Source organism: Alteromonas stellipolaris (assembly GCF_001562115.1).
Classification (GTDB): Bacteria; Pseudomonadota; Gammaproteobacteria; order Enterobacterales; family Alteromonadaceae; genus Alteromonas; species Alteromonas stellipolaris.
In genome coordinates this window covers 1,318,644-1,344,080 of the sequence record NZ_CP013926.1, presented here as the reverse complement: position 1 = coordinate 1,344,080, position 25,437 = coordinate 1,318,644, and the positions used below count along the sequence as shown (strand labels likewise).

Genomic DNA, 25,437 nt, shown 5'->3' with positions numbered 1-25,437 from the left:
CACTAACTGGGCGTTTTTACTTGCTAGTGCTTTTTATTACTGCACTAGCAGAATCAAGAATAACTTAAGCGTTTAGTGCTTCTTCAGCAGGGGTGTAAGTTAAACCCAACTTTTCACCTAATGCGTCAACAACTGCTTTGTAGGTCACTTTGCCTTCATGAACGTTAAGGCCGTTCAATAAGTGCTTATCTTCAAGCATAGCTTTAGCCGGACCTTTATTCGCCAACGCTAAACCAAACGGTAGAGTCGCATTGTTAAGGGCCATAGTAGAGGTACGTGCAACACCACCTGGCATATTCGCAACACAGTAATGCACTACGTCGTCGATGATGTATACAGGGTCTTGGTGGGTAGTGGCTTTAGACGTTTCAAAACAACCACCTTGGTCGATAGCAACATCAACCAATACAGAGCCTGGCTTCATAGCCGCAATTTGTTCGCGGTTAAGTAGCTTAGGTGCTGCTGCGCCAGGAATAAGTACTGCGCCAACAACAAGATCAGCTTTTGACGAATAATGTTCAATCGCATCAACGGTAGAGTAAACTGTTTTAACTTGGCCATTAAAAATGTCATCTAACTGACGAAGGCGAGGAAGTGAACGGTCTAGAATAGTAACGTCTGCGCCAAGGCCTAAGGCCATTTTAGCGGCTTGCGTACCTACAACACCACCACCAATAATAAGTACTTTACCCGGTGCTACTCCAGGAACGCCGCCCAATAATGTACCGCTGCCGCCATGCGCTTTTTCTAGGTAATGTGCACCAGCTTGAACTGACATACGGCCAGCCACTTCGCTCATTGGCGCTAATAGTGGCAAACCACCACGGTCGTCGGTTACGGTTTCATAAGCGATACAGGTTGCGCCAGAAGCAATAAGAAGCTCTGTCTGAGTAGGATCTGGTGCCAAATGAAGGTAAGTGTAAAGGGTTTGGCCTTTACGAAGCATTTTACATTCATTCGTTTGTGGCTCTTTTACTTTAATAATCATTTCTGCTTCAGCAAAAACTTGCTCAGCAGTAGATGCGATAGAAGCACCAGCTTCAACGTACATTTCATCGGTAAAACCAATTGCATCACCGGCCAGCGTCTCAATTAACACTGAATGACCATGACTGGTAAACTCTTTTACTGCCGCAGGCGTTAAGCCAACGCGATATTCATGGTTCTTAATTTCTTTTGGTACACCGATTAACATAACTTTTCCTCTAATTGATTAGCCCAGTGGCTCACTTGCCGATTATTATTTGATTCAGTATACGGTAGATAAAAGCGAACTATGTGCTGAAAAAAAATAAGTTGCAGCATATAATCTGGCTTTGTGTGATTAAGTCGGAATAAAATATGCTGGTAAAAACTCCAAAACATCTTGACCGAATAGACAGGAATATACTGATTTCGCTACAAAAAAACGGGCGCATATCAAACGTGGAATTGGCTAAAGACGTGGGTTTGAGCCCTAGTCCCTGTTTAGAGCGGGTTAAGCGTTTAGAGAGCCAAGGCTATATAAAAGGCTACCATGCCGTGGTTGATCCGGAAAAGCTAGGCGCTGCCATGCTTGTTTTTGTAGAAATAACGTTAACGAAGACGTCGGTAGATATCTTCGCAGAATTTTCTGCGGCGGTTAGGCTTCATGACGATATACAAGAATGCCATCTGGTCTCCGGGGATTTTGATTTCTTGCTAAAAGCACGGGTTGCAGACATGTCTAGCTATCGTAGATTGTTAGGTGACACCTTGCTGCGCCTTCCTGGGGTGAGTGAGTCACGAACCTATGTGGTAATGGAAGAAGTGAAAAGTACAACATCACTTCGGATTAATTTGAAGTAATGAAAGCATGGCTCAATTGAGGGCATTTGTGATAGGCTGTGCAAAAATACAGTGGTTATTGTTAGTGTGAATTTGACTCGCAACAGTGGGTGTAAGTAAACAGGTTTGTAATACACCTTATTAATAAATTACTTATTGAAAACATTACGATAATATTGGCACTGCATTTGTATTCTTCTTTATCGATAGAATTATCACAACATCGAAACATCAATTTAGATTAATAAGTGATTTAGGGTTATGACGCAATTAACAGGGATTCAGCGAATTTGGGAAGCCGGCATGATTATAGCCTGTGTCTTCGCCTTTTTCTTATTGCTGGCATTAGTATCTTTCCACCCGGGCGACCCAGGCTGGAGCCAAGCCGGCTTGCAATTAGACGTACATAACTGGGTAGGCTCTACCGGCGCGTGGAGTGCCGATTTATTGCTTTTCTCTTTTGGCTTCTTAGCTTATCTCCTTCCTTTTGGAGCAGCCTTTTTAGGTTGGTTCTTATTCCAGCACATTAAAGCACTAGAAGAGTTCGATTACCTCACAATAGGTTTGCGCATTATTGGTGGTTTATTGATGGCACTAGGTGCCACGGGCATTGCCAGTATAAATTTTGACGACATTTACAACTTTTCTGCCGGCGGCTTCGTGGGCGATGTTATTAGTTCAGCCCTTGTGCCGTACTTTAATATCGCAGGCACTATTTTGTTGCTTCTGTGCTTTTTCTGCACCGGCTTTACCTTATTAACGGGCATTAGCTGGTTAAGTATTGTGGACAGACTAGGTGAAATGACACTTTGGTTTGGGCGCAAATGTGTGTCGATACCACAACAAGCACTCGCCCTAGATATGCCAAGGCTTGCGTTACCTTCTCGCAGTGCAAAGCCTGAAAATGACGAATTAGATATCACCAGCATGCGTGCAGAGCCCGCCGAAACGCCTGAACCCGTTTTTACGCCGCCACCTAAGGCTGAGCGCAGTGAACCATCATTTGGCATTCCAGATGATGTGTTTGACGAAGATGACGTACCGCCTTTTGAAACTCAGAGCCACACGCCAGCTAAGACTGAAAGCGAAAACAAACCTAAGTCGAGCTTTTCGTTATCGGGTATGCGCGAAGCTGTGCACAATAAAGTGAAAGAAGCCAAGCCTTCTAGCAAAGATGAGGTAGTAGAGAATCATCAGATCGCTAAATCACAGTCTGATGAAATGATTGAACCAACCTTCGACATGTCGCAAACCGATACGTTAACTGAAGCGCCAGCGACTGAGGCACAACAAACTGCTGAGCCTGTTAATATAGAGACGCCAGAGCCGCAGTCAGCGCCGGCGCCGGCTCCTGAATCAGCACCAGCGCCAAAACCGGTACATCAACCATTCACGCCAGTGGCGATGGGTGCAAAATCCATTACTCGTCATGAAGGGGAGGGGAGCGAACCTATTACCGCCATGCCTTCGTTTGACCTACTGGAACGAGCGGATAAACATGAAAACCCGCTTACACAAGAAGAGATTGACGGTATATCTAGGCTAGTTGAAGAGAAACTGGCTGACTTTAATATAGAAGCCAATGTAGTGGGTGTATACCCAGGCCCTGTTATTACACGTTTCGAGCTAGATTTAGCACCAGGTGTGAAAGTAAGCAAAATTACGGGGTTGTCTAAAGATTTGGCTCGCGCCATGTCGGCAATATCAGTACGTGTGGTAGAAGTTATACCGGGTAAATCCGTTATAGGCCTTGAGCTTCCAAACAAAAAGCGTGAAATGGTACGTTTGAGTGAAGTGATTGGTGGTGATGCCTTCCAGCGTAATAGTTCACCGCTTACCATGGTATTAGGTGCGGATATTTCTGGTAAGCCTGTGATAGTGGATTTGGCTAAAATGCCTCACTTATTGGTGGCGGGTACTACCGGTTCAGGTAAGTCGGTTGGTGTTAACGTTATGATCTTAAGCTTGCTGTATAAGAGCACGCCAGAAGATGTACGTATGATCATGATAGACCCGAAAATGCTTGAGCTATCGGTATATGAAGGTATTCCGCATTTGCTTGCCGAAGTGGTTACCGACATGAAAGAAGCGGCTAACGCCCTTCGTTGGTGTGTAGGTGAGATGGAGCGTCGTTATCGCTTAATGAGCGCCTTGGGGGTAAGAAACCTAAAAGGCTACAACGCAAAAGTGGAAGAAGCGATTGCCGCTGGCACGCCTATTCAAGATCCGTTGTGGAAGAGTGAAGAAAGCATGGAGCCTCATGCACCTGATTTAGAAAAACTGCCTGCCATTGTAGTTGTGGTAGATGAATTCGCCGACATGATGATGATTGTTGGTAAAAAAGTGGAAGAGCTTATTGCTCGTATTGCACAAAAGGCCCGTGCGGCAGGTATTCATTTGGTACTCGCCACGCAACGTCCTTCGGTAGATGTTATTACCGGCTTAATTAAAGCGAATATTCCGACGCGTATTGCATTCCAAGTTTCTAGTAAAATTGATTCACGTACCATTTTAGACCAACAAGGTGCTGAAGCACTGCTAGGCATGGGTGATATGTTGTACTTGCCACCAGGTAGCCCAGTTCCAACGCGTGTGCACGGCGCGTTCGTGGACGATCACGAGGTTCACGCCGTAGTGGCAGATTGGAAACGTAGAGGCGCACCTAAATATATTGATGAGATATTAAATGGCGAAGCGTCTGCCGAGGTACTTTTACCGGGTGAACAAGCCGAAGGTGAAGATCAAGAATTCGATGCATTTTACGATGAAGCCGTAGCCTTTGTTACCGAAACAAGAAGAGCAAGTGTCTCTAGTGTGCAACGCAAATTCAGAATTGGTTACAATCGCGCAGCACGATTAGTGGAACAAATGGAATCTAGTGGCGTCGTAAGTGCACAGGGTCACAACGGCAACCGCGAAGTATTAGCTCCGCCAGCGCCTAAGGATTAACAACAATGAATAAAGTAGTACCTATTATGATGGCAATGGCGTTAACGGCGCCGTTGAGCTTATCTGCAATGCAGATTGCCAGCGCTAATTTAACTAGCGCTAATATAACTAGCGATGCGCCAAAAACCAATAGCGATGCCACTGTGGTGGTAGGTTCTGCAACAAAGCCTAAATTTACCGCTCACAGTGCTAAAGACGTTTCAAAAGCCGCTGATGCAGCAGATAGTGCAAATGTACTTTTGAAAAAACGCCTACATGGATTACAGCAATACCAAGCCGCTTTTAATCAAACGGTAACCGATGCCCAAGGCAATATTGTTCATGAAGCCCAGGGTACATTAACCATGATGCGCCCGAATAAGCTTCGCTGGGAAACCACGTTTCCTGATGAGACTTTGCTTATTGCCGATGGTGAAGCGGTATGGAATATTGATACCTTTGTTGAGCAGGTCACTATTATTTCGCAAGACCAAGCGATTAAAGACAACCCTATTGTTTTATTAACGGCTAACGACGATGAAACTTGGGACAGTTTTGTGATCAGCAAGCTTGACGACGCGAAAGCCAGCTCAACGTTAGAGCAATACCAAATTGTGCCTAAATCGACAGATGGTCAAATAAAGTCACTGACATTAGGGTTCAACAGCGACGGTATTCTGTCGACGTTAGATATGCTTGATGCACAAGATCAAACCAGTGCGTTAGTGTTTAGCAAGCAAGATTTAGATTTTGCTATTGATACTGCTAAAGACAATCTTTTCTCTGTAGACGTGCCGCAAAGCTATATTATTGATGATCAGCGATAGCTAAGAATAGATGATTAACGATAACAAAGAACCGCTTGAACCTTTTGCGCCACTAGCAGCCAAAATGCGGCCGGTGACCATAGATGAGTATGCCGGCCAGTCGCACCTATTAGGCGCTAACAAACCGCTACGTAAAATGCTAGAAGCGGGCCACTGCCATTCTATGATTTTATGGGGCCCACCTGGTACGGGTAAAACAACCTTAGCAGAGCTTATTGCCACATATACCAATGCCTCGGTTATTCGCATTTCGGCGGTAACCTCTGGGGTGAAAGATATTCGCGCGGCAATGGATACCGCGAAAGAAAACTCCCGCTATAACCAACGTACTTTATTATTTGTAGATGAAGTACACAGGTTCAACAAAAGCCAACAAGACGCTTTTTTACCTTTTGTAGAGTCGGGCACTGTTACTTTCATAGGTGCAACCACTGAAAACCCTTCTTTTGAATTGAACAACGCACTGCTTTCTCGTGTACGGGTTTACGTACTTAAAGCATTAGAACAAGATGCACTTGCTGAATTAATGCAACGGGCACTAACCGATGAAGAAAAAGGGTTAGGTTCACGACAGTTAAGTATTGAGGAAGATGCTAGTAACGCCTTGTTAGGTTTGTGTGGCGGTGATGGCCGCAGGTTACTCACTTATTTAGAGCTAGCCGCTGACTTTACTGAGAACAGTGTTATTTCTATTGCCGATATTGAACAAGCCGTAGGCGAAAAAATTGCCAGCTACGACAATAAAGGTGATACATTTTACGACCTAATATCTGCGTTTCATAAGTCGGTACGGGGTTCAGATCCTGATGCTGCGCTATATTGGTACGCACGTATATTAGACGGTGGCGGTGATGCGCTGTATGTGGCAAGAAGGTTATTGGCAATTGCATCGGAAGATATTGGTAATGCCGACCCCAGAGCTATGCAGTTATGCATAAACGCGTGGGATACCTATCATCGCGTTGGGCCAGCTGAAGGTGAGCGTGCAATTGCACAAGCGGCTGTTTATTGTGCATTGGCGGCAAAAAGTAATGCTGTTTATATGGCGTTTAGTCAAGCAAAAGCATTAGCAAGACAAACATCAGATGCACCTGTGCCCATGCATTTACGTAACGCCCCCACTGAATTAATGAAAGACTTAGGTCATGGTGATGGTTATCGGTATGCGCATAACGAAGCAAATGCTTTCGCGGCAGGTGAAGTGTATTTGCCTGATAGCATTGCAGGTACTCGCTTATACGAGCCTAACGAACGTGGGTTAGAAAAAGCGCTTAAGGCAAAACGTGACTATTTAGATAATCTCAATGAACACGCGCAGAGTGCGCGTAATAATCAAAAACGGTGAACATTGTGCCTCAAGGCGTTATTTTATACTGCTATATTGCAGCAGGCGGTGCAGTTGGGGCTTGCTTGCGTTATTTTTGTACCACAACCATAGATTCTTGGTTTGGAAAAAATATGCCCTTTGGTACACTAGCGGTTAACGTTGTTGGTTCATTTGCCTTAGTTACCCTGTATGGCTTTATTGAGCGCAACGAATTAACTGACTCTCCTTACCGAGCATTAATTGGGGTAGGGCTGTTAGGCGCGTTTACCACATTTTCAACATTCTCTGTGGAAACGCTCACATTATTAGAAAACGAGCTGTGGTTAAAAGCCATTGCTAATATATTCCTCAACGTCGGCGCTTGCTTATTAGCAGGTTGGCTGGCTATTGAACTCATGAAAGGATAAGTAGGAACACATGTTAGATCCAAAGTGTTTACGAAGCGATATAGAAGAAACTGCCAAGCGTTTGGCTGCCCGTGGTTATAACCTCGATGTAGCTACATTTAACTCGCTAGAAGAAAAAAGAAAAACACTTCAGTCCAAAACACAGGATCTGCAGAACGAACGTAACGTTCGAAGTAAGTCCATTGGTAAAGCTAAGTCTCAAGGCGAAGATATTGCGCCTTTGTTGGCAGAAGTGGGCAAATTAGGCGATGACTTAGATGCAGCTAAAGCTGAACTAACCGTATTGCTTGATGAAATCACTGCATTTACCCAAGGCATTCCTAACTTGCCACATGAGTCGGTACCTGAAGGTAAAGACGAAGACGACAACGTTGAGATTTCACGTTGGGGTGAGCCACGTACTTTCGATTTTGAAGTGAAAGACCACGTTGATATTGGTGAAGGGCTAAATAATAGCTTAGATTTTGCTACGGCAACTAAATTAACAGGTAGCCGTTTTGTAGTGATGCGCCGTGAGATGGCTCGTTTAAACCGCGCCATTGCCCAGTTCATGTTAGATGTTCACACCAACGAGCACGGTTATGATGAAATGTATGTCCCGTTTTTGGTAAACGCTGACAGCCTTTATGGCACAGGTCAATTACCTAAATTTGGTGAAGACTTATTTCATACTCAGCCAGCAACGGAAGAAGGCCAAGGGCTTTCACTTATTCCAACTGCAGAAGTACCGCTAACCAACATCGCCCGTGATGAAATTCTAGATGAGAAGTCGCTACCGGTTAAGATGACCGCGCATACGCCTTGTTTTCGTTCAGAAGCAGGCTCGTATGGCCGTGATACCCGTGGTTTGATTCGTCAGCATCAGTTCGACAAAGTTGAACTTGTACAGCTAGTGAAGCCTGAAGATAGCTTCGACGCATTAGAAGAACTTACTCAGCACGCTGAAACCATTTTGCAGAAGCTTGAATTGCCATACCGTAAAGTATTGCTTTGTACTGGCGACATGGGCTTTGGCGCATGTAAAACTTATGATTTAGAAGTATGGTTGCCAGCACAAAACACGTATCGTGAAATCTCATCATGCTCAAACATGGTAGATTTTCAGGCTAGACGTATGCAAGGGCGTTTCAGAAACCCAGAAACAAACAAGCCTGAATTACTTCATACATTGAATGGTTCTGGTTTGGCAGTTGGCCGTACATTGGTGGCTATTTTAGAAAACTACCAACAGGCTGATGGCAGTGTAACGATACCTAAAGCCCTAGTACCGTACATGAACGGTGTAGAAGTGATAAAGGCTTAGCTCTCAAGCTAATTTATTACAAATCTAGCGCTGGACTTACATTACGTATTTAGTTGCTGATGATAAGCTCGTAGATGTTGAATCTGCGAGCTTATTTGTATGTGGGGAAAAACTAACTCTCTATTGGCCTATATCTATTAGTAAATGGTAAATGCCTAGCAGCAAAAAGCAGAGCGTTTAGTGTTTGTCGCTTGCTTGTGACTTACAGTGAAAATCGCTGCCTCAGAAAGCGTGCTACACCATCTTCATTATGATGCCCAATCACTTCACTGGCCGCGCTTTTGATAACCGGCTTAGCGTTGTCGGGGGCGTAACATTCGTTTGCTAATTCGAACATGCTTAAATCGTTGTCGCTGTCGCCAAAACAAATAACATTGGTCGCGCCAAGTTTCTGTTTCAAATTCATAACCGCACTGCCTTTGCTGGCCGCACGGTGGTGAATATCCATCCAGCTAAAAGATTGCCCTTCAATTGCTGGCCCTGAATACGCAATAAGGTTTTCAACTTCGTTGATTGTTTTGTACATATTTCTAACCCTTGTATTGTCACCAATCATACTGATGTTGGTTATTTTAGCTGAAAGGGAAAGCTGGCTTAACGGGCGAAGTACTGCGTTAGTTTTCTTAAAATACTTATCTAATAAATTTTGTTCTATTGGGTGTTTCGGTGCTGGGTGATGAACAATATGAGACGTGCCTTCAATCACATTAACAAAAGGCGTGATATCATTTTGATGGGCAAGATTAATGATGAATTCGAGTTCATTACCATTAACTAGATTTTCAAGGGTTAATGAATTGGCAGTGGGATCCCATATAGCCACACCGTTGTTGTAAATATGGGGTAGAAGAAAGTTATCTTCTGCAATAATGCTGTTAGCTGACAGCATGGTTCTGCCAGTTGCCACTGTATATGCAATGCCGTTTTGTTGGAGCAGGGCTAACGTTTCGCGGGTGTAGTTTGATATTTGCGATTCGCTGTTTAATAGCGTCCCGTCTAAATCGAAAAAGATAAGATCCATGTACAGCTCCTCATTAGGTCTTAATTAGTGCCTAAGCACGTGCTCTTACTGAAATAGGTTTTACAGGCATTTAGCCGGCTTTGGCAACCCAGCAAGTTTGGTGGCTTGCTTAGCTGGCCCTTTAGGGAACAACCGTTGCAAATAACGACTGTTACCTTTCTCTGGTCCATATTTAGCGGCCATTGCTTTAACCAGAGCGCGAATAGCAGGGCTAGTTTCAAACTCTTCATAGAAATGACGTACAAACCGAATAACTTCCCAATGAGGCTCACTAAGCGTAATGTTTTCGTTTGCAGCTAGTGTTGGCACCATATCTTCATTCCACAAAGTGTGATCAAGCAGATAGCCTGCTTTGTCAGTAGGAATGTCTGTGCCGTTAAATTCAAAATGAAACTGTTCTTGGGTCATTAATAAAGCTCTGTAATTGACGCATTGAGTATTGTGAATGTCGATGTTAGGTGTTGCAGCTGTATAGGCGCAAATGCTTTACAGGTGAAAACCTAGACGTTAGAAGATAACTAGCTAAGTAAATAGCGTATGGTAACAGCCTAGCTGATTTGCTTAGAACAACGGCCTTAGAAATCAATTATAAGTCCATCTATAAGTACACAATAGGATAAAAAGTATCAGTCAGTGCTACAAACGCATCCAACGATACTGGTGTAATAGAAGAAGTATCGTGTTCACTACTTGCATCATGGTCAAGCTTTTTACTCACACTATCGCTTATACCGCGTAGCGCCATATCTTCTTGTAAAGCAAACATATTAGTTGCTGACCTGCGCAAATTTTCACTTGCATCTATTATGTTCACTAAATCGCCGTCAGTCTGTTGGGCGTAATACACACCGTCGTCTATCAAAACTAGCGCTTGGTCAGAATCAGCTCTTCTAAACGCCTGCTGAAGGGTTTTAATGGCTACAGCCTTTAACGGATAAGATTTTACAATAAAGAGCATTAGAAGGTCACCACGTGGTCAACGCGCTCACTCAGTGCAAGCTTTTCATCAATTGATAATAGTGAGGCGTCTAATTGCGCTATTAATTCATGTTTGTCGTTATTTAGAAGCGACAGTTTTAAACTTTCTTCGCAAACGTAACATTCTTCAATATCGAAAAAGGGTAGGGAACCTAACCGCTTGCTGTGGTTTTTTGTTCCACGCACAGATTCAGTCTTATTGAGCTGCAACACACCTTGATGTTCGAACAACACAATAACCTCATGGCCATAGTTGGTGGCAGCTAGTGCAAAGTCTAACCCATCTTGACTGGCGCTAGATTGATAAGGAGCTTGAGTAAATCGAATGAGTAAAGTAGCCATTAAAACTGTACCACCTTATCGCAGTCGTGAAGCGCAGTAAAAAACTCACCTAAACCTGCTTGTTCGAACCCATCTGCCACGTTAGCAGCGGATACGCCAGCGCTAGCGGCTTCCTGCTCGCCAATGACTCCGCGTTTAATCGCGGCAGTAATACAAAGCAGTAAGGAAATATTATGCTCGTTTTTGAGCGCTTGCCATGCTTTAAGTGGATAGAATTCATCACCCACTTCTACCATGAAGCCATTAGCATGGTGCACACCTTGACCATAAAAGAAGATGTTATTTACAGTATGCCCTTGTGAAATTGCACTTTTGATAAAGGCAACCGCACGCTGTGCATGTTGACCTTCGTAAGGGGAGCTTGTTACTAAAATTGAATAGTGTGCCATTACTCTAAAATATGGTTAGTGATAAAACTAATGTTAAACCTAGCAATAAAAACTGCGCTGTAGAAACAAAAACACCCCAGTAACGGGGTGTCTTCTTTTACGCTAACGTTAAACTTAGTCGTCGCCGCCAAATGCACCTAAAAGGTGAAGCATAGACGTGAACAAGTTATAAATGTTCAAATACAAAGAAACTGTTGCGCGGATGTAATTCGTCTCGCCACCGTTGATGATACGGCTTGTATCAAACAAGATGAAACCAGACATAATAAACACGATAGCTGCGCTAATTGCCAAGCTTACCGCAGGTACTGCGAAAAACATATTCGCGATGGCCGCTACAATCACTACAACTAAGCCTACTACCAAGAAGCCACCCATAAATGAGAAGTCTTTTTTGGTGGTAAGTGCATAACCAGAAAGGGCGAAGAATACTAACGCAGTAGCACCTAACGCTTCCATGATTAAGCCTGGGCCCGCTACACCTAAGTAAAAGTTAAGCGTGTAACCTAATGAAGCACCCATTAAACCGGTGAACAAGAATACCCAATAAATACCTGAAGCTGATTCAGCTTTCTTTTGTACAACAAATAAAGTGATGAATGCACCAATGGTCATGCCTAATGACATCATAGGGGAAATACCTACAGCCATGGCAACACCAGCACAAACCGCACTGAACGCTAGTGTCATCGCAAGCAGCATATAGGTGTTGCGCAAAACCTTGTTTGTTTGCAACACTGATGGTTGAGATGCACTTGAATACATCGAACGTTGATCCATTGTTTCCTCCAAAAGGACTATGTCTTTAACCAAAATGGTAAACTAACTATTAGTGTATGTTGTATGGGTTTTAGTTCCCATTTTCAAGTAGTTTCAAATGAAAATAGTGTTAGTAAGTATGAATTACGTGTCAACCGCGCAATTAGCGCACTAATTGTCTGAAATGCCATCACTTAACCTGTTTTTTTTAATTTTTACTTTACAGTCATAAAAATATCATTATGATACGCAGCACTTGGAGAGGTGGCAGAGCTCGGTTTAATGCACCTGACTTGAAATCAGGCGAAGGGTCAAACCTTCCGGGGGTTCGAATCCCTCCCTCACCCGCACATTGTTGCGGGTTTTTTTATGGGTAAAAGAAAGACTGATGTGGCAACGCGGGGGAGCCCCAGCCTTCGATGAAAGGCTAGCTAGCCTTTCTAGTTATCCTCGAAAATAGTTTCAAGTACACTATTCATAAAGTTTGCAGCTGGAGCTTGGCAATCTTCATAGCCACTGCAGTTAAAAAATACGGTTAATGTGAGATCGCTGTCTGCGACATAATAGTTTTCGGTAATATAACCAGGATCGCCGCCGCCATGATGATACACGTCTTTACCATTAATGTTTTGATAAAATATCCCCAAGCCGTATTGCGTTTCACTGTTAACTTGAACAAGACGATCACTGGCAAGCAAATGTTCCGTTATTGCGGAATCAAGGGGCGAGTTTTCACTCACGATGGCTCGCAATAAAAGTGACATATCTTCCACTGTAGACACTAATGGTGCATCAGCAACACCGATGTTTTCGTAAATGAATTTCGTATTTTCAATTTCATCATCAAATTCTGCGTACCCCGAAATAATGCTGCCCTTGTCCTTTTCTAGGCCATTATAATAAGTATTGTTCATCCCCAAACCTATAAATAAACGCTCGCGCATGGCGGTATGGTGATGCTCGCCTAGTACCTCATCAAGAATTAGACCTGCTAATAAATAACCAGTATTGGAATAGTAAAAGGCCTCGCCAGGGGCAAAGTATGCTGGCTGATCAAGTGCAAACTGCAAAGCAAAAATATCAGTTTTGACTGATGTAGGATCATCAATAATAGCTTCAAACCATTCGTCTGAACTACCGTCATCTAAGTAATCCCAAACACCAGTAGTGTGGTTTAATAACTGTCGAAGGGTCATGCTCTCGCTATTTTCAATACGAGACAAAATAGTCGTGGGCAACCATGTTGATATTAGGTCGTCCATATCCAGCATGCCTTCTTCGTGTAGCATAGCAACTAATAAGGCCGTGGCCTTTTTACCTGAACTTCCCGTTGGCATTTGATGATACGTTTGCATAGGTGCTTGAGTGTCAATATCGGCAACCCCAGCGGCCCCAGTAAAGTTAATTTCTGGGCTTTCAATTGCCATTATAACCCCGGGCACACCAGAATTTACTGCCACTTCTAGCATTTCCTGATAATCAACGTTTGGAGCAGGTTGTGGGCTGGGTAAAGTTGGTTCTGTTGAATTGCTACTTGATCCGCAAGCCGCTAAACCTAAACATACAACACTTGCGATCATCGTTTTTTGTAACATTTTTCTGCCTGTCATATTTTATAGCCTCATAAGTAATGTACCGTTTCCTAGTAAGCGAATACTAAAATATGCAAAGTGAAATAAGGGTGAACGAATATGGATAATAAAGTTTGACTTGTTTTTTTTTCCGATAGTGCTTTCACCTTCAATTCACCATCGAGTTGCTAGCCTTTAGGTCGTTTAAATAAACCTATAAAGGACAAACATGTATAAACTTATTCTCCCTACCTTGTGCTTATCGTGTTGCGGTTTCGCACATGCAGTTCAACCTTCTTATAGTTTCCTGCAGGCGAGTTTTGTAAAAACAGAATTAGCCGATCTTGAACCATTTAATTTGAATGGATATGAACTCAGAGCAAGTGGTGAGGTGGGGTATGGCTTTTTTGTTGAATATAAGCATACGGACTCTTCAGATTCTCATGATGGGTTCAAGCTTGATGTATTGCAACGGCAGTTCTCGGTTGGATACATCCATAATATTTCACCCCGTCTGACACTTGATTACAGAGTGGGTTTGGGTAATTTTGATATGACGGGCACCCGCGATAGTGATTCAGCAAGCGCTGACACAGATTTTTTTAGCGCCGCTACAAACGTTCGCTATCAATTAACCGAAAACGTAGAGGTTTTTGGTGGTGTCGAAGTACAAAATTGGGATGGTGACGCCGACCAAAAAGCATATAGGTTTGGTGCTTTATACGACCTTTTGGGGGTTATAGGGGGCATTGAATACACGAAATACTCTGACCAAGAAATCGTAAACATGAGTATAAGATACGCATTCTAATCGGGTAATTACGCTCAAATTAAAATACTGAAGGCCGACTTCGCTGTAAAAACGAAGTTTGGCTTTGTTTATAAAGGTTGTAAACGTCCTGCCGACGTTTTACGTTCGCGAACGCTTTATGATGTTTAACACTTTCTAAGTTGCTGATAATAATGCTCACTTTATCAATTTCTACGTAGTTACGACTAACCTTATCTATCAATTCCTCAGCTGATTTAAATTTCATCTGGTTGTTAAACTGAACCTGTTCAACAGCTTCATATTGTGTAAAAGATTGAGTTGTGCTTAGAAGAAACAGTTAAAAAACAATATAATCTTGTGTTTTCTGCTGTTAAGGCAGACGCTAATATCTCTGAGCTAAAATAAATTCTCTCGCTTCATGTAACTTTTTATTTGATGCGCGTTGTTACTTGGTTTATTGAATGAACTAACAATCATCAGTACTGTTAAGTAAATTTGGAGTGAAGTGTTGTAAAAGAGTAAATTTCACCTTCACATCACCTTCAATAAGTAAGCTATTTAGTACAATTTTGGATTAATAAAGCTGACTTAATCAGCTTTATCACAGTTTTTATGCAAAGGGAGATCTGTATGAAGCGTAAATTGCGCGTGCTTCTTGTTGAAGACAACCAAGCAATAGCGAATCAAATTATCACTTTTTTTCAAAGTCATGAGTGGGACGTAGATTATGCGTCAACCGGTAAGTTAGGAGTAAAATTAGCATTAGAGCATACGTTCGACGTTGTTATTTTAGACTTAAATTTACCTGACACTGACGGCTTACGAGTATGTGAAGACGTTAAGCGTCACGCTAGCGCCAACATACCAATATTGATGCTTACTGCTAGGGATGCTTTTGAGGATAAAGTCAAAGGCTTTAGAAAAGGTGCTGATGATTATCTTACTAAGCCTTTTGATTTAAGAGAACTGGTTTTGCGATGCGAAGCGATGTCAAGAAGGTCTGAGTTGCATCAAAATACTGTGGTTTCCCATGGGGCGTTATCTCTCGACACTAGGTCGTTTGAGGTGTTGTGGAGTAGTGAAAATATAAAAGTAACGAAGGTGGGGTTTAAGCTTTTACATAAGCTATTAAGTGAAATGCCTTACCCTGTCAGTCGCTCTGAATTGATTGAGCATGTTTGGGGTAATGATCCCCCTGAAAGCAATGCGCTGAAATCACACATTTATGCGCTAAGAAAAGCAACTGAACAAGTAACGGGAAAACCTATCCTCCACACAATCAGCAATATTGGCTATCAGTTAAAGGGTATAGATGATTAGGTTTACAAGCTTACAAAATAGACTAATGGTTGCGTTTACTTGTTTATCATTAATCATCTGTATTTTTTTCATACGCTTTTCAACTATATTAATAGAAATTGCCGAAGCTAACGCCTATCAATCTGTGCTTGCACAAGAGGAACACCGCTTAACAGCAATCACCAACCCTTTGTTAATGCCAACAATACTAAACTCAGTTTTATATTCCAATATGGAGTCGGTTCCCAATGAGATAATTACGGCAGTTGGCAATGCGCGTAGCGGAAGTTTTGAAACAAAAGACAATCAACAGTTTGTTTTTAGAGTATTTACGATTGAGCAAAGCCCCCAACTGTTACTGATGAACATAAATTCTTTTTCTGCGAATCAACACCTAAGCCAATATAAGTCTTTATTTCTTTATAGTATTTCTGGAAGTGCATTTATTCTATGCTTATTGAGCTCCTGGTATCTGTCTAAATGGCTTTCGCGCCCTGTAGAGCAATTGACTAAAAGTGTTGAAAACAGGCGCACTAATGTTGACTTTAAATCTGAAAGAAATGTCGCCGTAGCATCTATGTTTGGTTTAGATAGATCAGATGAAATTGGAAAACTTGCCAAAGCGCTTGCTGAGTCTTATGACGAGATTCAAATATTATTGGAACGGGAACGAAATTTTACTCGCGACGTTAGCCATGAGTTACGTACTCCCATCACTTTAATTAAAAATACATTAACACTTAACAATGCAAAGGTGGGTAGTCACGCTGAGCACAATCTATTAAAACAATCTGCCAATGAACTTGAACAGACCGTTGAAATACTTTTAGCACTAGCCAGGCAAGAAAATTTGGAATTTACAGAATTTAGCGTCTTACCGATTATCGAGAAAACTGTACTGAAGGTTTACCATCTATACCCCGACTTTTCTTTTAATGCTCTCATTGCAGTTTGTCCTAAAATGCGGGCCATTGGCAATGAGCTTTTGCTGGGTTTGCTCTGCCAAAACCTTGTAAACAATGGGCTCTACCATGGAAATGGTAAAGCTATGACAATCCGTTCTTCAGGGCATGAACTCATGTTTGAAAATTCACTGGAAGCGACACAAGAACGTCCTTATTATCAAGGGTTAGGTCATGGTCAATACCTTGTGAAACGCATCGTTGAAGAAATGGGGTGGAGCGTCAAGGTTGAGCAAGCAGACCGTATCTACAGGGTCGCTATTTCAACCATTACCTAGCCATTTCGGTTTAAATTTTACCTTTGCTTCACCTATTTCCACTTAAACTCCTAATGAATATTTTGATCTAGGCCTCTTCGCGTAATCAACATTCAATCAAATAGGAGCAGTCATGAAGGTAAAAAACACATCAACACTGTCGAAAAAAATTGTAAAAAGTAGCATTGTTTTTAGCTGTATATTACTTAGCTATTTAACCATCAGTTTTAGCCTAATATTTTGGCCCAGTAAGCTTCCGTTTAGCTTGATTCATCATGATGTAAATAATGCAAATCATAATGAACCATTGAATTTTGATGGGCAGTATATGACAGTGGCCGCTAGAGATGGTACGTCGCTCTATTTGCGTAAGATTGGGCCAGATTCTCAGCGCGTTATCGTGTTAATACATGGAATAGCATCCACTCATCAAACATTAATAAATACTGCAACGCAGTTGCATGAGGCAACAGGGGCTCAAATATTATTACCCGATCTGAGGGGACACGGGTTTTCTCAAGGAAACAACTTCGATGTTGCTTACATTGGCCAATATGAGGATGATTTAGAAGATATCCTTTTATACTTAACGTCAAAAGCTAACGTGTCCTCAAAAGGTCCATATCGTCATATCATTATTGGTGGTTACTCAATGGGGGGCGGTATTACTATGCGTTACGCGTTGACAGATAATAAACCAGACGTAGACGGATACTTATTGTTTGCTCCTAATTTTGGCGAAGGCCCTACACAGCGTAAAGCGAGTGGAGATATGGCGGGCAATTCGCCAATTTTTTTCAATAAGACAAGAATGATTGGGCTATTGATGTTAAACACTATAGGAATTAATCATTTAGACTCATTAACTATTATGTATTTTAATTTTCGACCACATATGATGGCTTATAGTTATTCTTCAATTATGTCTGCTCAACCTAACAGGCCAGACACAACCGATAAAGCACTGCTCAATATACCTCAGCCATTAATAGCGATTATAGGACAAGAAGATGAAGTTTTTTTGGCGAGCGCATACCCGAACTTTATTCTTGAGAATAGTGCTTTAGGCTCTGTTGAATTAATTAAACATGCTGATCACATGAGCATATTATCTAATCCTCAAGCCATTGCGAAAGCGACTGCTTGGGTGAGAGCGAATTTCTAAACTGTTAAATGTCGATGGTTACATGTTGTTGTGACTCGCGCCTCTCATGTAGCAACATCGAACCTACAAGTATGAACCAAATTATCTGCAATAACCCAAATACTGCGCCAATTTCCTTAAGACTTGGTATAAGCGTTAAAAAACCGAAAAAACTGATAATATAGCCAAAGAGAACAAGATTTTTACTTAATCTTTGTTCTTTCAGCAAACAAGTATTGATCAACATGACCCAGATTGCTCCTACCCATTCAGAGCCTTCCCCTAAGCCCATTTGAATCGCATATATATCTCGCCACAAATCAACTACAGCTGTTCCCAGTTTAAAATTTTCACCAAATAGAAACTCTACCGAAAGAATGGCGATAAAACCGCTGGCGAATATGTAACATGACCAAAGATAGCTCATTAGCATCGTAATTTGCTGAAGTACACTGTGCTCTCGCGTTTGATTTTCTAATAATGAAACGCTAAGTACTAGAACGCTTATTCCAAACACAACATAAACCAAGAAATACCAAACTTGCATTAATTCACTAAAGTTATTAAGGGTGCGTAAGCGTTGATCCGGCCCATCATTAAAGTCGGGCGCAATGATAAATATGAGGCACAAGCCAAGAATAAAGCTTGTAGCACAAATAAAAGAAGCGATAGCGCCATGAAATTGTTTTTTTCTCATTTTTGTTTTGCCAACTATAAAACCTCACCAGTTGATGAGGTTGTTTTCAACAATGCAATATTAGCAAAACATCGTTTAATATAAGGAAGTTTTTTAATCAGAACGTTTTATAGTAGTGCTTGTATGGTCAATGTAGGGTGAAAAAATCTGCTATTTCTGGTGCAATAAATATTTAGGTAAAAGCATAATTAGCGCGAGGGTTCAAAGAGTGGGGGGCAGTCATGGTTATTTTACGCAGTCAGTGGAGTTAAACTTTACCGATCCGCGCTGTGTAATAAGTGACTGAAGGGGCAGAAAGCGAATATGTTTTGTATGAAATATAACCTTGGCACTGCATTTTGTTTATCTATTCGCCACTTGGCGCACTTTATTTAGATTTGCACTTTACACGCTCAAAAATATCATTAAGATACGCAGCACTTGGAGAGGTGGCAGAGCTCGGTTTAATGCACCTGACTTGAAATCAGGCGAAGGGTCAAACCTTCCGGGGGTTCGAATCCTGAGAACCCGCACATTGTTGCGGGTTTTTTTATGCTTAAAATAAATGCCATATCAGCTTGCGTGTAAGACCACAGTCGCATTGTTACACGCTATTAACAGGTATAGCCTTGCGATTCTTCCAGCAATCGTAAGGTGTAAAGTGTCTCAAGAAAGCGATTCTTATCAAAAACTTCACAAGCCAAGCAATACATTTCAGTCAAGAGAAGATTATTTAAACCACGAGTTACAGATCATCGCCCCAAAGCGCTGGCGACTCAACCTTCCAGGTAGGGACTACCGTGTAGAGTGGGAAGACTGCGCACCAGGTATGGCGGCAACAATAGGTAAAATTGTAATGGTGGCGGCCGTTGTAGGTGCCTTTGCTGCACCGCTTGGGTTATCACCGGAATTTGTAGTAGAAAACGTTCGATTTGAACTGCTCATTGCTGCTGTGCTTTTTGTCGTATTGATATCTGGCTTTTTTAACCCATCAGCAAATTTAGCGGGTACTCATGGTCCGTTATTACCTTTGGTGCCACTGATTGTTGCGTCGGGCGGTCATCCTATGGCGCTTGGGCTACTAATTGGCTTCTTTGGTTTTTTATTGGGGATTACCAAAGGCGGTAGTGTACTCGCCAAGTTAACCAGTAATGGGGTTTGTGGCGGTCTCTTACTGTATTTAGGCTTTATCGGTATTACCGGGCAAGTGAAAAAACTGTTTGCATGGGCAGAGAGTTTCGACATGGCTTATTTAGCCTTTGTGGTAATTGTAGCCACTATTTTGATGTACGCATGGTTGGAGCATATTCAAAAGCGTTGGTTGGCTATTCCTTTAGGTGCAGTCATGGCAGCAGTGATTGCTTTTGCGCTAGGCGCACCATTTGAATTTACGACCTCGCCTGGTATGCCAAATTTAAACCCTGCCTATTGGTGGGGTGAAAATACAGGTTGGCAACTAGGGTTTCCTGATTGGTCTCATTTTATTGCGGTATTGCCTTTTGCGGTATTGGCGGTGTCTATGTGGTCTCCTGATTTTCTTGGGCATCAGGTTTTCCAGAAGTTAAGTTACCCGAAGAACAGTGAAAAAGCGCACATGAACATCGACGATACTATGATTGCAGCGTCAAGCCGCCAAGCAGTGGGCAGTTTACTTGGCGGGGGCAATATTGCTTCGTCGTGGGGAACTTACATTATTCCAGCCTCAATTGCGCGTAGGCCTATTCCAGGCGGTGCGATAGTAACAGGCCTATTGTGTGTGGTTGCTGCCATTTGGGGTTATCCAATGGATCTTGCGATTTGGCCGCCGGTATTATGTGTTGCGCTGATAGTAGGTGTATTTTTACCGCTGATGGAAGCGGGTATGCAAATGACACGAGAAGGTAAAACAACACAATCTGCAGCATTAGTGGTTATTTCATCAGTACTGGTTAACCCTGTGTTTGGTTGATCGTTCACCATGCTTCTTGATAACTTGGGGTTAGTTGGTTGTAAAGAGCGTGCTGGTGAACTGGGTAAGGCGGGTAGGTGGTTAATACCCGGTATTACGTTTATTGTGCTATGTACCGTAATGGCCTTAATTGGCATGTTCCCTGGCGTACCTGCAATTATGGAGACGTTTCGACTGTAGGCGATTTTCAATTACTTTTAGGTGCGAAAGTGTGTGCCACAAATTGTGTCTCACGCTTTTTAGCCAAAAAAGTAAGCATTTTTTCGCATTGTTCTTCATTTTGTTTATCAAATAGTCACTTGATTGATTTTATTGAAATTAGTACTTTACAGAAAAAATTAAATCATTAAGATACGCAGCACTTGGAGAGGTGGCAGAGCTCGGTTTAATGCACCTGACTTGAAATCAGGCGAAGGGTCAAACCTTCCGGGGGTTCGAATCTCTAGAAACCCGCACAATGCTGCGGGTTTTTTTATGCCTAAAATAAAGTGTATTTATATCAGATCAAGCAGTGCTGAACTGCGTATACTTTCGTGAATGTTTAATTAAATAAAATTCATGATTCTAAAACTAAAATTAAGGATAGGGGGCGTTCTAGCAACTAGGTAGCACCACTGCGTTAGTATAAGCATTAACAAACAACCATGGCGGTAAAAAAGTACTGCAACTCCTTGAAAGTTTTTCTGATCTTCCTCTGTCTATAGTTTGTAATAAGCTCTTATAAAATTACTACATTCATTATGGCTACTGTGTTCGGCTGACCAACATTAATAAAACAAAGTGAGAAATTAAGAAAAGCTCACGAGTCAGTCGCATGCTGGTCATATAATTCTGATAAAAACGATTAACCATTAGCTTTGTATATTATGGCCGTTGTATATAGGTACACTTGTTGAATCTTGTAGATATAGATTAGATTGCAGATGTGTGGTCAGGGCTTCACTCTAATGTCCAATTGCAATTAAGGTGTATAGTAAGTGATATATATAGGTTATTACTCATTACAGTGCTAATGCTTAAAACGAAAGTGCAAGTGAAACGCAGCGACAACCCGTTACACCCACTGACGAAAAAGAATAAATATAGAGGATTGATATGCAGGCTATGAGTACGCTCAATTTGAGTCAGGGTAGTGTTGAGCAAAAGCGTGAGGAAATTAAAGCGTATTTTACAGATTCGTTTGATACTTACGAAAACCTATTTACTTGCCTAGCAAGCGATGAAGCCTATTTTCAGCGTGCTGAAAAGCTTCGCCATCCACTAATCTTTTATTTTGGCCATACCGCTACTTTTTTTATCAATAAGCTTATTCTGGCCAAAACCATTACTGAGCGTATCAACCCGAGATTCGAGTCGTTGTTTGCCATTGGTGTAGACGAAATGAGCTGGGATGATCTCAACGACGAAAACTACGCATGGCCGTCTGTGGATGAAGTGCGTCAATACCGCCGCCAAGTGCGCGATCTCGTGCTATCGGTAATTGAAACCCTCAATTTTAGTATGCCTGTTAATTGGGAGAGCCCAATGTGGCCACTAGTGATGGGTATTGAACATGAACGCATTCATTTAGAAACATCTTCGGTACTTATCCGTCAACTCCCCATTAGCCAGGTGAAGCCCGACAACGAAAGTTGGCCTAGATGTAAGGTTTCATCTACTGCACCTACCAATACATTAATTGATGTGCCAAATGGCGACGTAACATGTAACAAACAATGGAACGACGCCCAGTATGGGTGGGACAACGAATATGGTCACCATCAAGCGAGCGTTACGGAATTTAAAGCGAGTCAATTTGTTGTTAGCAATGGCGAGTTCTTAGCGTTTGTTGAAGCGGGCGGGTATGAAAACCCAGAATATTGGGAGGAAGAAGGCAACAAGTGGCGCGAGTACACAAAAGCAGTTCACCCGACTTTTTGGGTAAAGACTGATAACGGTTATTTGTACCGCAGTATGCTAGAAGTTTTTCCATTACCACTTAGCTGGCCTGTAGATGTGAATTATCACGAAGCGAAAGCCTTCTGTAATTATAAAAGTGAGCAAACGGGTTCGTTAATTCGTCTTCCAACTGAAGATGAATGGCTACGTTTACGTGAGTTTGCAGGCGTTACTGAAAACTCCTATTCAGAGGGCTACAACATTGCATTAAGCAAGTATGCTTCTAGTGAACCGGTTGATGTTAACCAAAGCGGTGATTTTTACGATGTAGTGGGTAACGTATGGCAGTGGACTGAAACGCCAATTTACCCCTTTGATGGGTTTAAAGTGCACCCACTGTACGACGATTTCACCACGCCTACCTTCGACAACAAACACAACCTTATTAAAGGCGGAAGCTGGATATCTACGGGGAACGAGGCAATGGCACAAAGCCGTTATGCGTTTCGCCGTCACTTCTTTCAACATGCAGGCTTTCGCTATGTAGAAGCTGCGCTACCCATACAGGTAAATGATTTGGATTACGAAAGCGATACACAGGTATCACAATACAGTGAATTCCACTACGGTGACACTTACTTCAATGTAGAAAACTTCGCAAAAGCGAGTGCGCATTTTTGTTTAAGACACATGCCTGAAGAAAGCAAAGGCGGCAAAGCGCTAGACTTAGGTTGTGCGGTAGGGCGGTCGTCGTTTGAATTGGCTACCTATTTTGATCACGTTGATGGTATCGATTTTTCTGCTCGGTTTATTAAAACCGCCGTTGCCATGCAAGAACGTGGTGAAATTCGCTATAACCTAATCGAAGAGGGCGAACTTACGTCATTTAAAGCGCGTAAGTTAAGCAACATGGGCTTAGCAGAGAGTGCAGATAAAGTACACTTTGCCCAAGGCGACGCGTGTAATTTAAAACCTCAATTTACAGGCTACGATTTAATCTTTATGGGTAACTTGCTTGATAGAGTGTATAGCCCTAAGAAGGTGTTGAACGATGTTACTGCAAGGCTTAATGCTGGCGGCTTGCTGGTAATAGCTTCACCATTTACGTGGTTAGAAGAATACACAGAGCGTAGTGAATGGTTAGGGGGTTACAAAGATGAAAATGGTGAAACCCTAACATCTACCGAAGCGCTGGAAGCAACCCTTAAAGAAAGCTTTGAGCGAGTAGGGACGCCCACTGAAATACCTTTTGTTATTCGTGAAACAAAGCGTAAATTCCAGCATACACTGTCTGAATTTAACGTGTTTAAAAAGCGATAGTATTTTGCGTGTACAGCGTTTGAGCTTTGTGTTCTATGCCAACAGCTAATTAAGGTAATTAATGAAAGCACTCAAGGAAGGCGCTGTGGCTGACGCCGAACAAATAGAAGGCAGCAGCTTAAAAGCAAACGCAGCGTTGAAACGACAGGTTGACGATATCGACAACCTGTTTTCTGAGGAAATTAGTGCATTTTCAACGCTGTGGAACACGCCTTTCTGTCACGGTAACACTGAAGATAAACATGACGCCAATGACAACGCCAATGACAACGCCAATGGCAACGTCAATTTAAGCGTCGACTATGGCGATGCTCAAGCGAGCAACCGTCTAAAGTTTTCGTCTCTTTCATCTCGCTTCCCTCATGCTCCAGAAAACGCAGTAAGCATGTGGATAGCTGATATGGACACAGCGCCATCAAAACACATCGCTCATGCTATATCGGCATTTGTATCTTCGCATTATGGCTATCAGTCAGTTGATATTTGTGAAGTAGTGGCAGCGCGTTACGCTAAGCAAGGTGCAGACATTGCTGCCAATTCGGTAGTGAGTACGGCAAGTGTCATGGCGGCAGTCGATACCGCTTTAAAGGTGAACACGACCAAAGGCGATAAAGTTATGGTGCTATCGCCTACGTATGGCCCCCTTCGAGAACGAATTACAGCGCAAGGGCTAAAGGTGGTTGATGTTAGTGTTGATGACATTAGTATTAAAGAAACCGATTTAGACAGAAATATAACTGCGCTGCTAGATGCAGGTAGTACTGCCTTTGTGCTTTGTCACCCAAATAACCCCACCGGCACAGTGCTTAGTGAACCGCTTCAGCATGAAATTGCTCGCTTTTGTGAAACTCACAATATCACGCTAATTCTAGATGAAGTGCACAGTGAGTTCGGCTTCGTTGATACCGAAACAACGGCTAATAATTCTGCTGCTAATACTAGGAGCAACACCAAGAATACTGCGCATCATGGGAATAATACGTGTGCCATTAAACCGTTTGCGATAGATAGCCAATTTGCGCAAGACACAATTATTCGAATAAACAGTGCTGGTAAAGCATTTAATTTATCGGCCATACCCGCTGCGTCGTACGCCATTATCGCAAATGATGAATTGCGGGATAAGTTTGCCCGAGAAATAGACAGCTGCCATCTTGAAGCGTCACCCGTAGCAAAAGTTGCACTCATTGCGGCTTACGAAAAAGCTGATGATTGGTTGGCGTGTGTGCTAAAGGCTATTGCGTTTAATCGACAGTACGCGCAAGCGTTAATAAATGTACTTAGCCCGACAACACCCTATACGCTGGGAGAAGCCGGTTATTTCTTATGGCTGAATTTGAACCAACGCTTTGTTAATGACACCTTCATTGAAGTCTGTAAGCGAGGTGTTATTGGTGTAGATGGAGCAAGCTTTAACGCTCCAGGTTATTTGCGCCTTAATTTGGCATGCCATCCCAGTACAATAAAAACAGCGTTACTAAGATTGTTTTCTTAATAAGTTATCGCTTTTAACGTAGTCGTAG

The 25,437-nt window shown here is 42.4% G+C and carries 21 protein-coding genes, 2 tRNA genes and 1 pseudogene; 15 read left to right on the top strand and 9 right to left on the bottom strand.

The features are described 5' to 3' along the window. Positions 1-64: 64 nt before the first annotated feature. On the bottom strand, positions 65-1,195 hold the full coding sequence (ald, locus tag AVL57_RS05540) for an alanine dehydrogenase (protein ID WP_057791942.1): 1,131 nt from the start codon (positions 1,193-1,195) through the stop codon (positions 65-67). Positions 1,196-1,341: 146 nt separating this feature from the next. Between ald and lrp the strand changes: the two genes are divergently transcribed. The 6 genes from lrp to serS all read left to right on the top strand — a co-directional run bounded on the left by lrp (position 1,342) and on the right by serS (position 8,598). After that, complete coding sequence (gene lrp, locus AVL57_RS05535; RefSeq protein ID WP_013784161.1) at positions 1,342-1,827, top strand: leucine-responsive transcriptional regulator Lrp; 486 nt, start codon at positions 1,342-1,344, stop codon at positions 1,825-1,827. Positions 1,828-2,067: 240 nt separating this feature from the next. Further along, positions 2,068-4,755 (top strand): DNA translocase FtsK, encoded by a 2,688-nt coding sequence (locus AVL57_RS05530; protein ID WP_057791940.1) that lies wholly within the window; start codon positions 2,068-2,070, stop codon positions 4,753-4,755. Positions 4,756-4,760: 5 nt separating this feature from the next. After that, positions 4,761-5,561, top strand: coding sequence for an outer membrane lipoprotein periplasmic chaperone LolA (gene lolA / locus AVL57_RS05525; RefSeq protein WP_057791937.1), 801 nt, complete (start codon positions 4,761-4,763; stop codon positions 5,559-5,561). A 10-nt stretch (positions 5,562-5,571) separates the two neighbouring features. Then, complete coding sequence (locus AVL57_RS05520; RefSeq protein WP_057791934.1) at positions 5,572-6,906, top strand: replication-associated recombination protein A; 1,335 nt, start codon at positions 5,572-5,574, stop codon at positions 6,904-6,906. A gap of 5 nt (positions 6,907-6,911) precedes the next feature. Beyond that, positions 6,912-7,295 carry a fluoride efflux transporter CrcB gene (crcB, locus tag AVL57_RS05515; protein WP_057791932.1) on the top strand — a complete coding sequence of 128 codons (384 nt, stop codon included), beginning with the start codon at positions 6,912-6,914 and terminating at the stop codon, positions 7,293-7,295. A 10-nt stretch (positions 7,296-7,305) separates the two neighbouring features. Then, a complete protein-coding gene (gene serS, locus AVL57_RS05510; RefSeq protein ID WP_057791930.1) occupies positions 7,306-8,598 on the top strand; it encodes a serine--tRNA ligase in 1,293 nt (430 codons plus the stop codon). Positions 8,599-8,800: 202 nt separating this feature from the next. Here serS and AVL57_RS05505 read toward each other — a convergent pair whose 3' ends face one another. From AVL57_RS05505 to AVL57_RS05480, 6 genes are all read right to left on the bottom strand, one after another. Further along, positions 8,801-9,619, bottom strand: coding sequence for an HAD family hydrolase (locus AVL57_RS05505; protein ID WP_057791928.1), 819 nt, complete (start codon positions 9,617-9,619; stop codon positions 8,801-8,803). Positions 9,620-9,679: 60 nt separating this feature from the next. After that, positions 9,680-10,027 (bottom strand): TusE/DsrC/DsvC family sulfur relay protein, encoded by a 348-nt coding sequence (locus AVL57_RS05500; RefSeq protein ID WP_057791926.1) that lies wholly within the window; start codon positions 10,025-10,027, stop codon positions 9,680-9,682. Between the two features lie 190 nt (positions 10,028-10,217). Continuing rightward, positions 10,218-10,577, bottom strand: a complete 360-nt coding sequence (locus AVL57_RS05495; protein WP_057791924.1) for a DsrH/TusB family sulfur metabolism protein — start codon at positions 10,575-10,577, stop codon at positions 10,218-10,220. Next, a complete protein-coding gene (locus AVL57_RS05490; RefSeq protein ID WP_057791922.1) occupies positions 10,577-10,939 on the bottom strand; it encodes a DsrE family protein in 363 nt (120 codons plus the stop codon). The genes AVL57_RS05495 and AVL57_RS05490 overlap by 1 nt, the downstream gene beginning before the upstream one ends. Then, positions 10,939-11,328: a sulfurtransferase complex subunit TusD gene (tusD, locus tag AVL57_RS05485; RefSeq protein WP_057791920.1), complete on the bottom strand. Its 390-nt coding sequence runs from the start codon at positions 11,326-11,328 to the stop codon at positions 10,939-10,941. The genes AVL57_RS05490 and tusD overlap by 1 nt, the downstream gene beginning before the upstream one ends. A gap of 114 nt (positions 11,329-11,442) precedes the next feature. Continuing rightward, positions 11,443-12,108, bottom strand: a complete 666-nt coding sequence (locus AVL57_RS05480; RefSeq protein ID WP_013784150.1) for a Bax inhibitor-1/YccA family protein — start codon at positions 12,106-12,108, stop codon at positions 11,443-11,445. Positions 12,109-12,345: 237 nt separating this feature from the next. Here AVL57_RS05480 and AVL57_RS05475 point away from each other — a divergent pair. Then, a tRNA-Ser gene (locus tag AVL57_RS05475) sits at positions 12,346-12,435 on the top strand. A 92-nt stretch (positions 12,436-12,527) separates the two neighbouring features. On the opposite strand, the gene AVL57_RS05470 is transcribed toward AVL57_RS05475, so the two are convergent. Next, positions 12,528-13,682 carry a serine hydrolase domain-containing protein gene (locus AVL57_RS05470; protein ID WP_063457309.1) on the bottom strand — a complete coding sequence of 385 codons (1,155 nt, stop codon included), beginning with the start codon at positions 13,680-13,682 and terminating at the stop codon, positions 12,528-12,530. 205 nt (positions 13,683-13,887) lie between these two features. On the opposite strand from AVL57_RS05470, the gene AVL57_RS05465 reads away from it, so the two are divergent. The 4 genes from AVL57_RS05465 to AVL57_RS05445 all read left to right on the top strand — a co-directional run bounded on the left by AVL57_RS05465 (position 13,888) and on the right by AVL57_RS05445 (position 18,113). Further along, positions 13,888-14,469 (top strand): putative outer membrane beta-barrel protein, encoded by a 582-nt coding sequence (locus AVL57_RS05465; RefSeq protein WP_057791916.1) that lies wholly within the window; start codon positions 13,888-13,890, stop codon positions 14,467-14,469. A 591-nt stretch (positions 14,470-15,060) separates the two neighbouring features. After that, positions 15,061-15,750: a response regulator transcription factor gene (locus AVL57_RS05455; RefSeq protein WP_057791912.1), complete on the top strand. Its 690-nt coding sequence runs from the start codon at positions 15,061-15,063 to the stop codon at positions 15,748-15,750. Between the two features lie 25 nt (positions 15,751-15,775). Continuing rightward, a complete protein-coding gene (locus AVL57_RS05450) occupies positions 15,776-16,969 on the top strand; it encodes a sensor histidine kinase (protein ID WP_167542079.1) in 1,194 nt (397 codons plus the stop codon). Between the two features lie 112 nt (positions 16,970-17,081). Further along, on the top strand, positions 17,082-18,113 hold the full coding sequence (locus AVL57_RS05445; protein WP_057791909.1) for an alpha/beta fold hydrolase: 1,032 nt from the start codon (positions 17,082-17,084) through the stop codon (positions 18,111-18,113). A 4-nt stretch (positions 18,114-18,117) separates the two neighbouring features. Here AVL57_RS05445 and AVL57_RS05440 read toward each other — a convergent pair whose 3' ends face one another. Continuing rightward, positions 18,118-18,789: a hypothetical protein gene (locus AVL57_RS05440; protein WP_057791907.1), complete on the bottom strand. Its 672-nt coding sequence runs from the start codon at positions 18,787-18,789 to the stop codon at positions 18,118-18,120. Between the two features lie 640 nt (positions 18,790-19,429). Here AVL57_RS05440 and AVL57_RS05430 point away from each other — a divergent pair. The 4 genes and pseudogenes from AVL57_RS05430 to AVL57_RS05415 all read left to right on the top strand — a co-directional run bounded on the left by AVL57_RS05430 (position 19,430) and on the right by AVL57_RS05415 (position 25,409). Then, positions 19,430-20,896 (top strand): annotated as a pseudogene (locus tag AVL57_RS05430) (DUF3360 family protein). A gap of 192 nt (positions 20,897-21,088) precedes the next feature. After that, positions 21,089-21,175 (top strand) — tRNA-Ser (locus AVL57_RS05425). 636 nt (positions 21,176-21,811) lie between these two features. Continuing rightward, positions 21,812-23,914 carry a 5-histidylcysteine sulfoxide synthase gene (ovoA, locus tag AVL57_RS05420; protein ID WP_057791906.1) on the top strand — a complete coding sequence of 701 codons (2,103 nt, stop codon included), beginning with the start codon at positions 21,812-21,814 and terminating at the stop codon, positions 23,912-23,914. Positions 23,915-23,975: 61 nt separating this feature from the next. Further along, positions 23,976-25,409 carry an aminotransferase class I/II-fold pyridoxal phosphate-dependent enzyme gene (locus tag AVL57_RS05415; RefSeq protein ID WP_057791904.1) on the top strand — a complete coding sequence of 478 codons (1,434 nt, stop codon included), beginning with the start codon at positions 23,976-23,978 and terminating at the stop codon, positions 25,407-25,409. Positions 25,410-25,437 lie beyond the last annotated feature (28 nt).

What these genes read in the sequence shown, in the direction of transcription:
- AVL57_RS05490 (WP_057791922.1), bottom strand. Translation starts at nt 10,939, where the DNA reads ATGGCTACTTTACTCATTCGATTTACTCAAGCTCCTTATCAATCTAGC.
- AVL57_RS05440 (WP_057791907.1), bottom strand. Translation starts at nt 18,789, where the DNA reads ATGAGAAAAAAACAATTTCATGGCGCTATCGCTTCTTTTATTTGTGCT.
- AVL57_RS05505 (WP_057791928.1), bottom strand. Translation starts at nt 9,619, where the DNA reads ATGGATCTTATCTTTTTCGATTTAGACGGGACGCTATTAAACAGCGAA.
- serS (WP_057791930.1), top strand. Translation starts at nt 7,306, where the DNA reads ATGTTAGATCCAAAGTGTTTACGAAGCGATATAGAAGAAACTGCCAAG.
- AVL57_RS05470 (WP_063457309.1), bottom strand. Translation starts at nt 13,682, where the DNA reads ATGTTACAAAAAACGATGATCGCAAGTGTTGTATGTTTAGGTTTAGCG.
- AVL57_RS05530 (WP_057791940.1), top strand. Translation starts at nt 2,068, where the DNA reads ATGACGCAATTAACAGGGATTCAGCGAATTTGGGAAGCCGGCATGATT.
- AVL57_RS05455 (WP_057791912.1), top strand. Translation starts at nt 15,061, where the DNA reads ATGAAGCGTAAATTGCGCGTGCTTCTTGTTGAAGACAACCAAGCAATA.
- AVL57_RS05480 (WP_013784150.1), bottom strand. Translation starts at nt 12,108, where the DNA reads ATGGATCAACGTTCGATGTATTCAAGTGCATCTCAACCATCAGTGTTG.
- AVL57_RS05450 (WP_167542079.1), top strand. Translation starts at nt 15,776, where the DNA reads ATGGTTGCGTTTACTTGTTTATCATTAATCATCTGTATTTTTTTCATA.
- lrp (WP_013784161.1), top strand. Translation starts at nt 1,342, where the DNA reads ATGCTGGTAAAAACTCCAAAACATCTTGACCGAATAGACAGGAATATA.
- AVL57_RS05445 (WP_057791909.1), top strand. Translation starts at nt 17,082, where the DNA reads ATGAAGGTAAAAAACACATCAACACTGTCGAAAAAAATTGTAAAAAGT.
- AVL57_RS05495 (WP_057791924.1), bottom strand. Translation starts at nt 10,577, where the DNA reads ATGCTCTTTATTGTAAAATCTTATCCGTTAAAGGCTGTAGCCATTAAA.
- AVL57_RS05500 (WP_057791926.1), bottom strand. Translation starts at nt 10,027, where the DNA reads ATGACCCAAGAACAGTTTCATTTTGAATTTAACGGCACAGACATTCCT.
- ovoA (WP_057791906.1), top strand. Translation starts at nt 21,812, where the DNA reads ATGCAGGCTATGAGTACGCTCAATTTGAGTCAGGGTAGTGTTGAGCAA.
- AVL57_RS05465 (WP_057791916.1), top strand. Translation starts at nt 13,888, where the DNA reads ATGTATAAACTTATTCTCCCTACCTTGTGCTTATCGTGTTGCGGTTTC.
- AVL57_RS05520 (WP_057791934.1), top strand. Translation starts at nt 5,572, where the DNA reads ATGATTAACGATAACAAAGAACCGCTTGAACCTTTTGCGCCACTAGCA.
- lolA (WP_057791937.1), top strand. Translation starts at nt 4,761, where the DNA reads ATGAATAAAGTAGTACCTATTATGATGGCAATGGCGTTAACGGCGCCG.
- AVL57_RS05415 (WP_057791904.1), top strand. Translation starts at nt 23,976, where the DNA reads ATGAAAGCACTCAAGGAAGGCGCTGTGGCTGACGCCGAACAAATAGAA.
- ald (WP_057791942.1), bottom strand. Translation starts at nt 1,195, where the DNA reads ATGTTAATCGGTGTACCAAAAGAAATTAAGAACCATGAATATCGCGTT.
- tusD (WP_057791920.1), bottom strand. Translation starts at nt 11,328, where the DNA reads ATGGCACACTATTCAATTTTAGTAACAAGCTCCCCTTACGAAGGTCAA.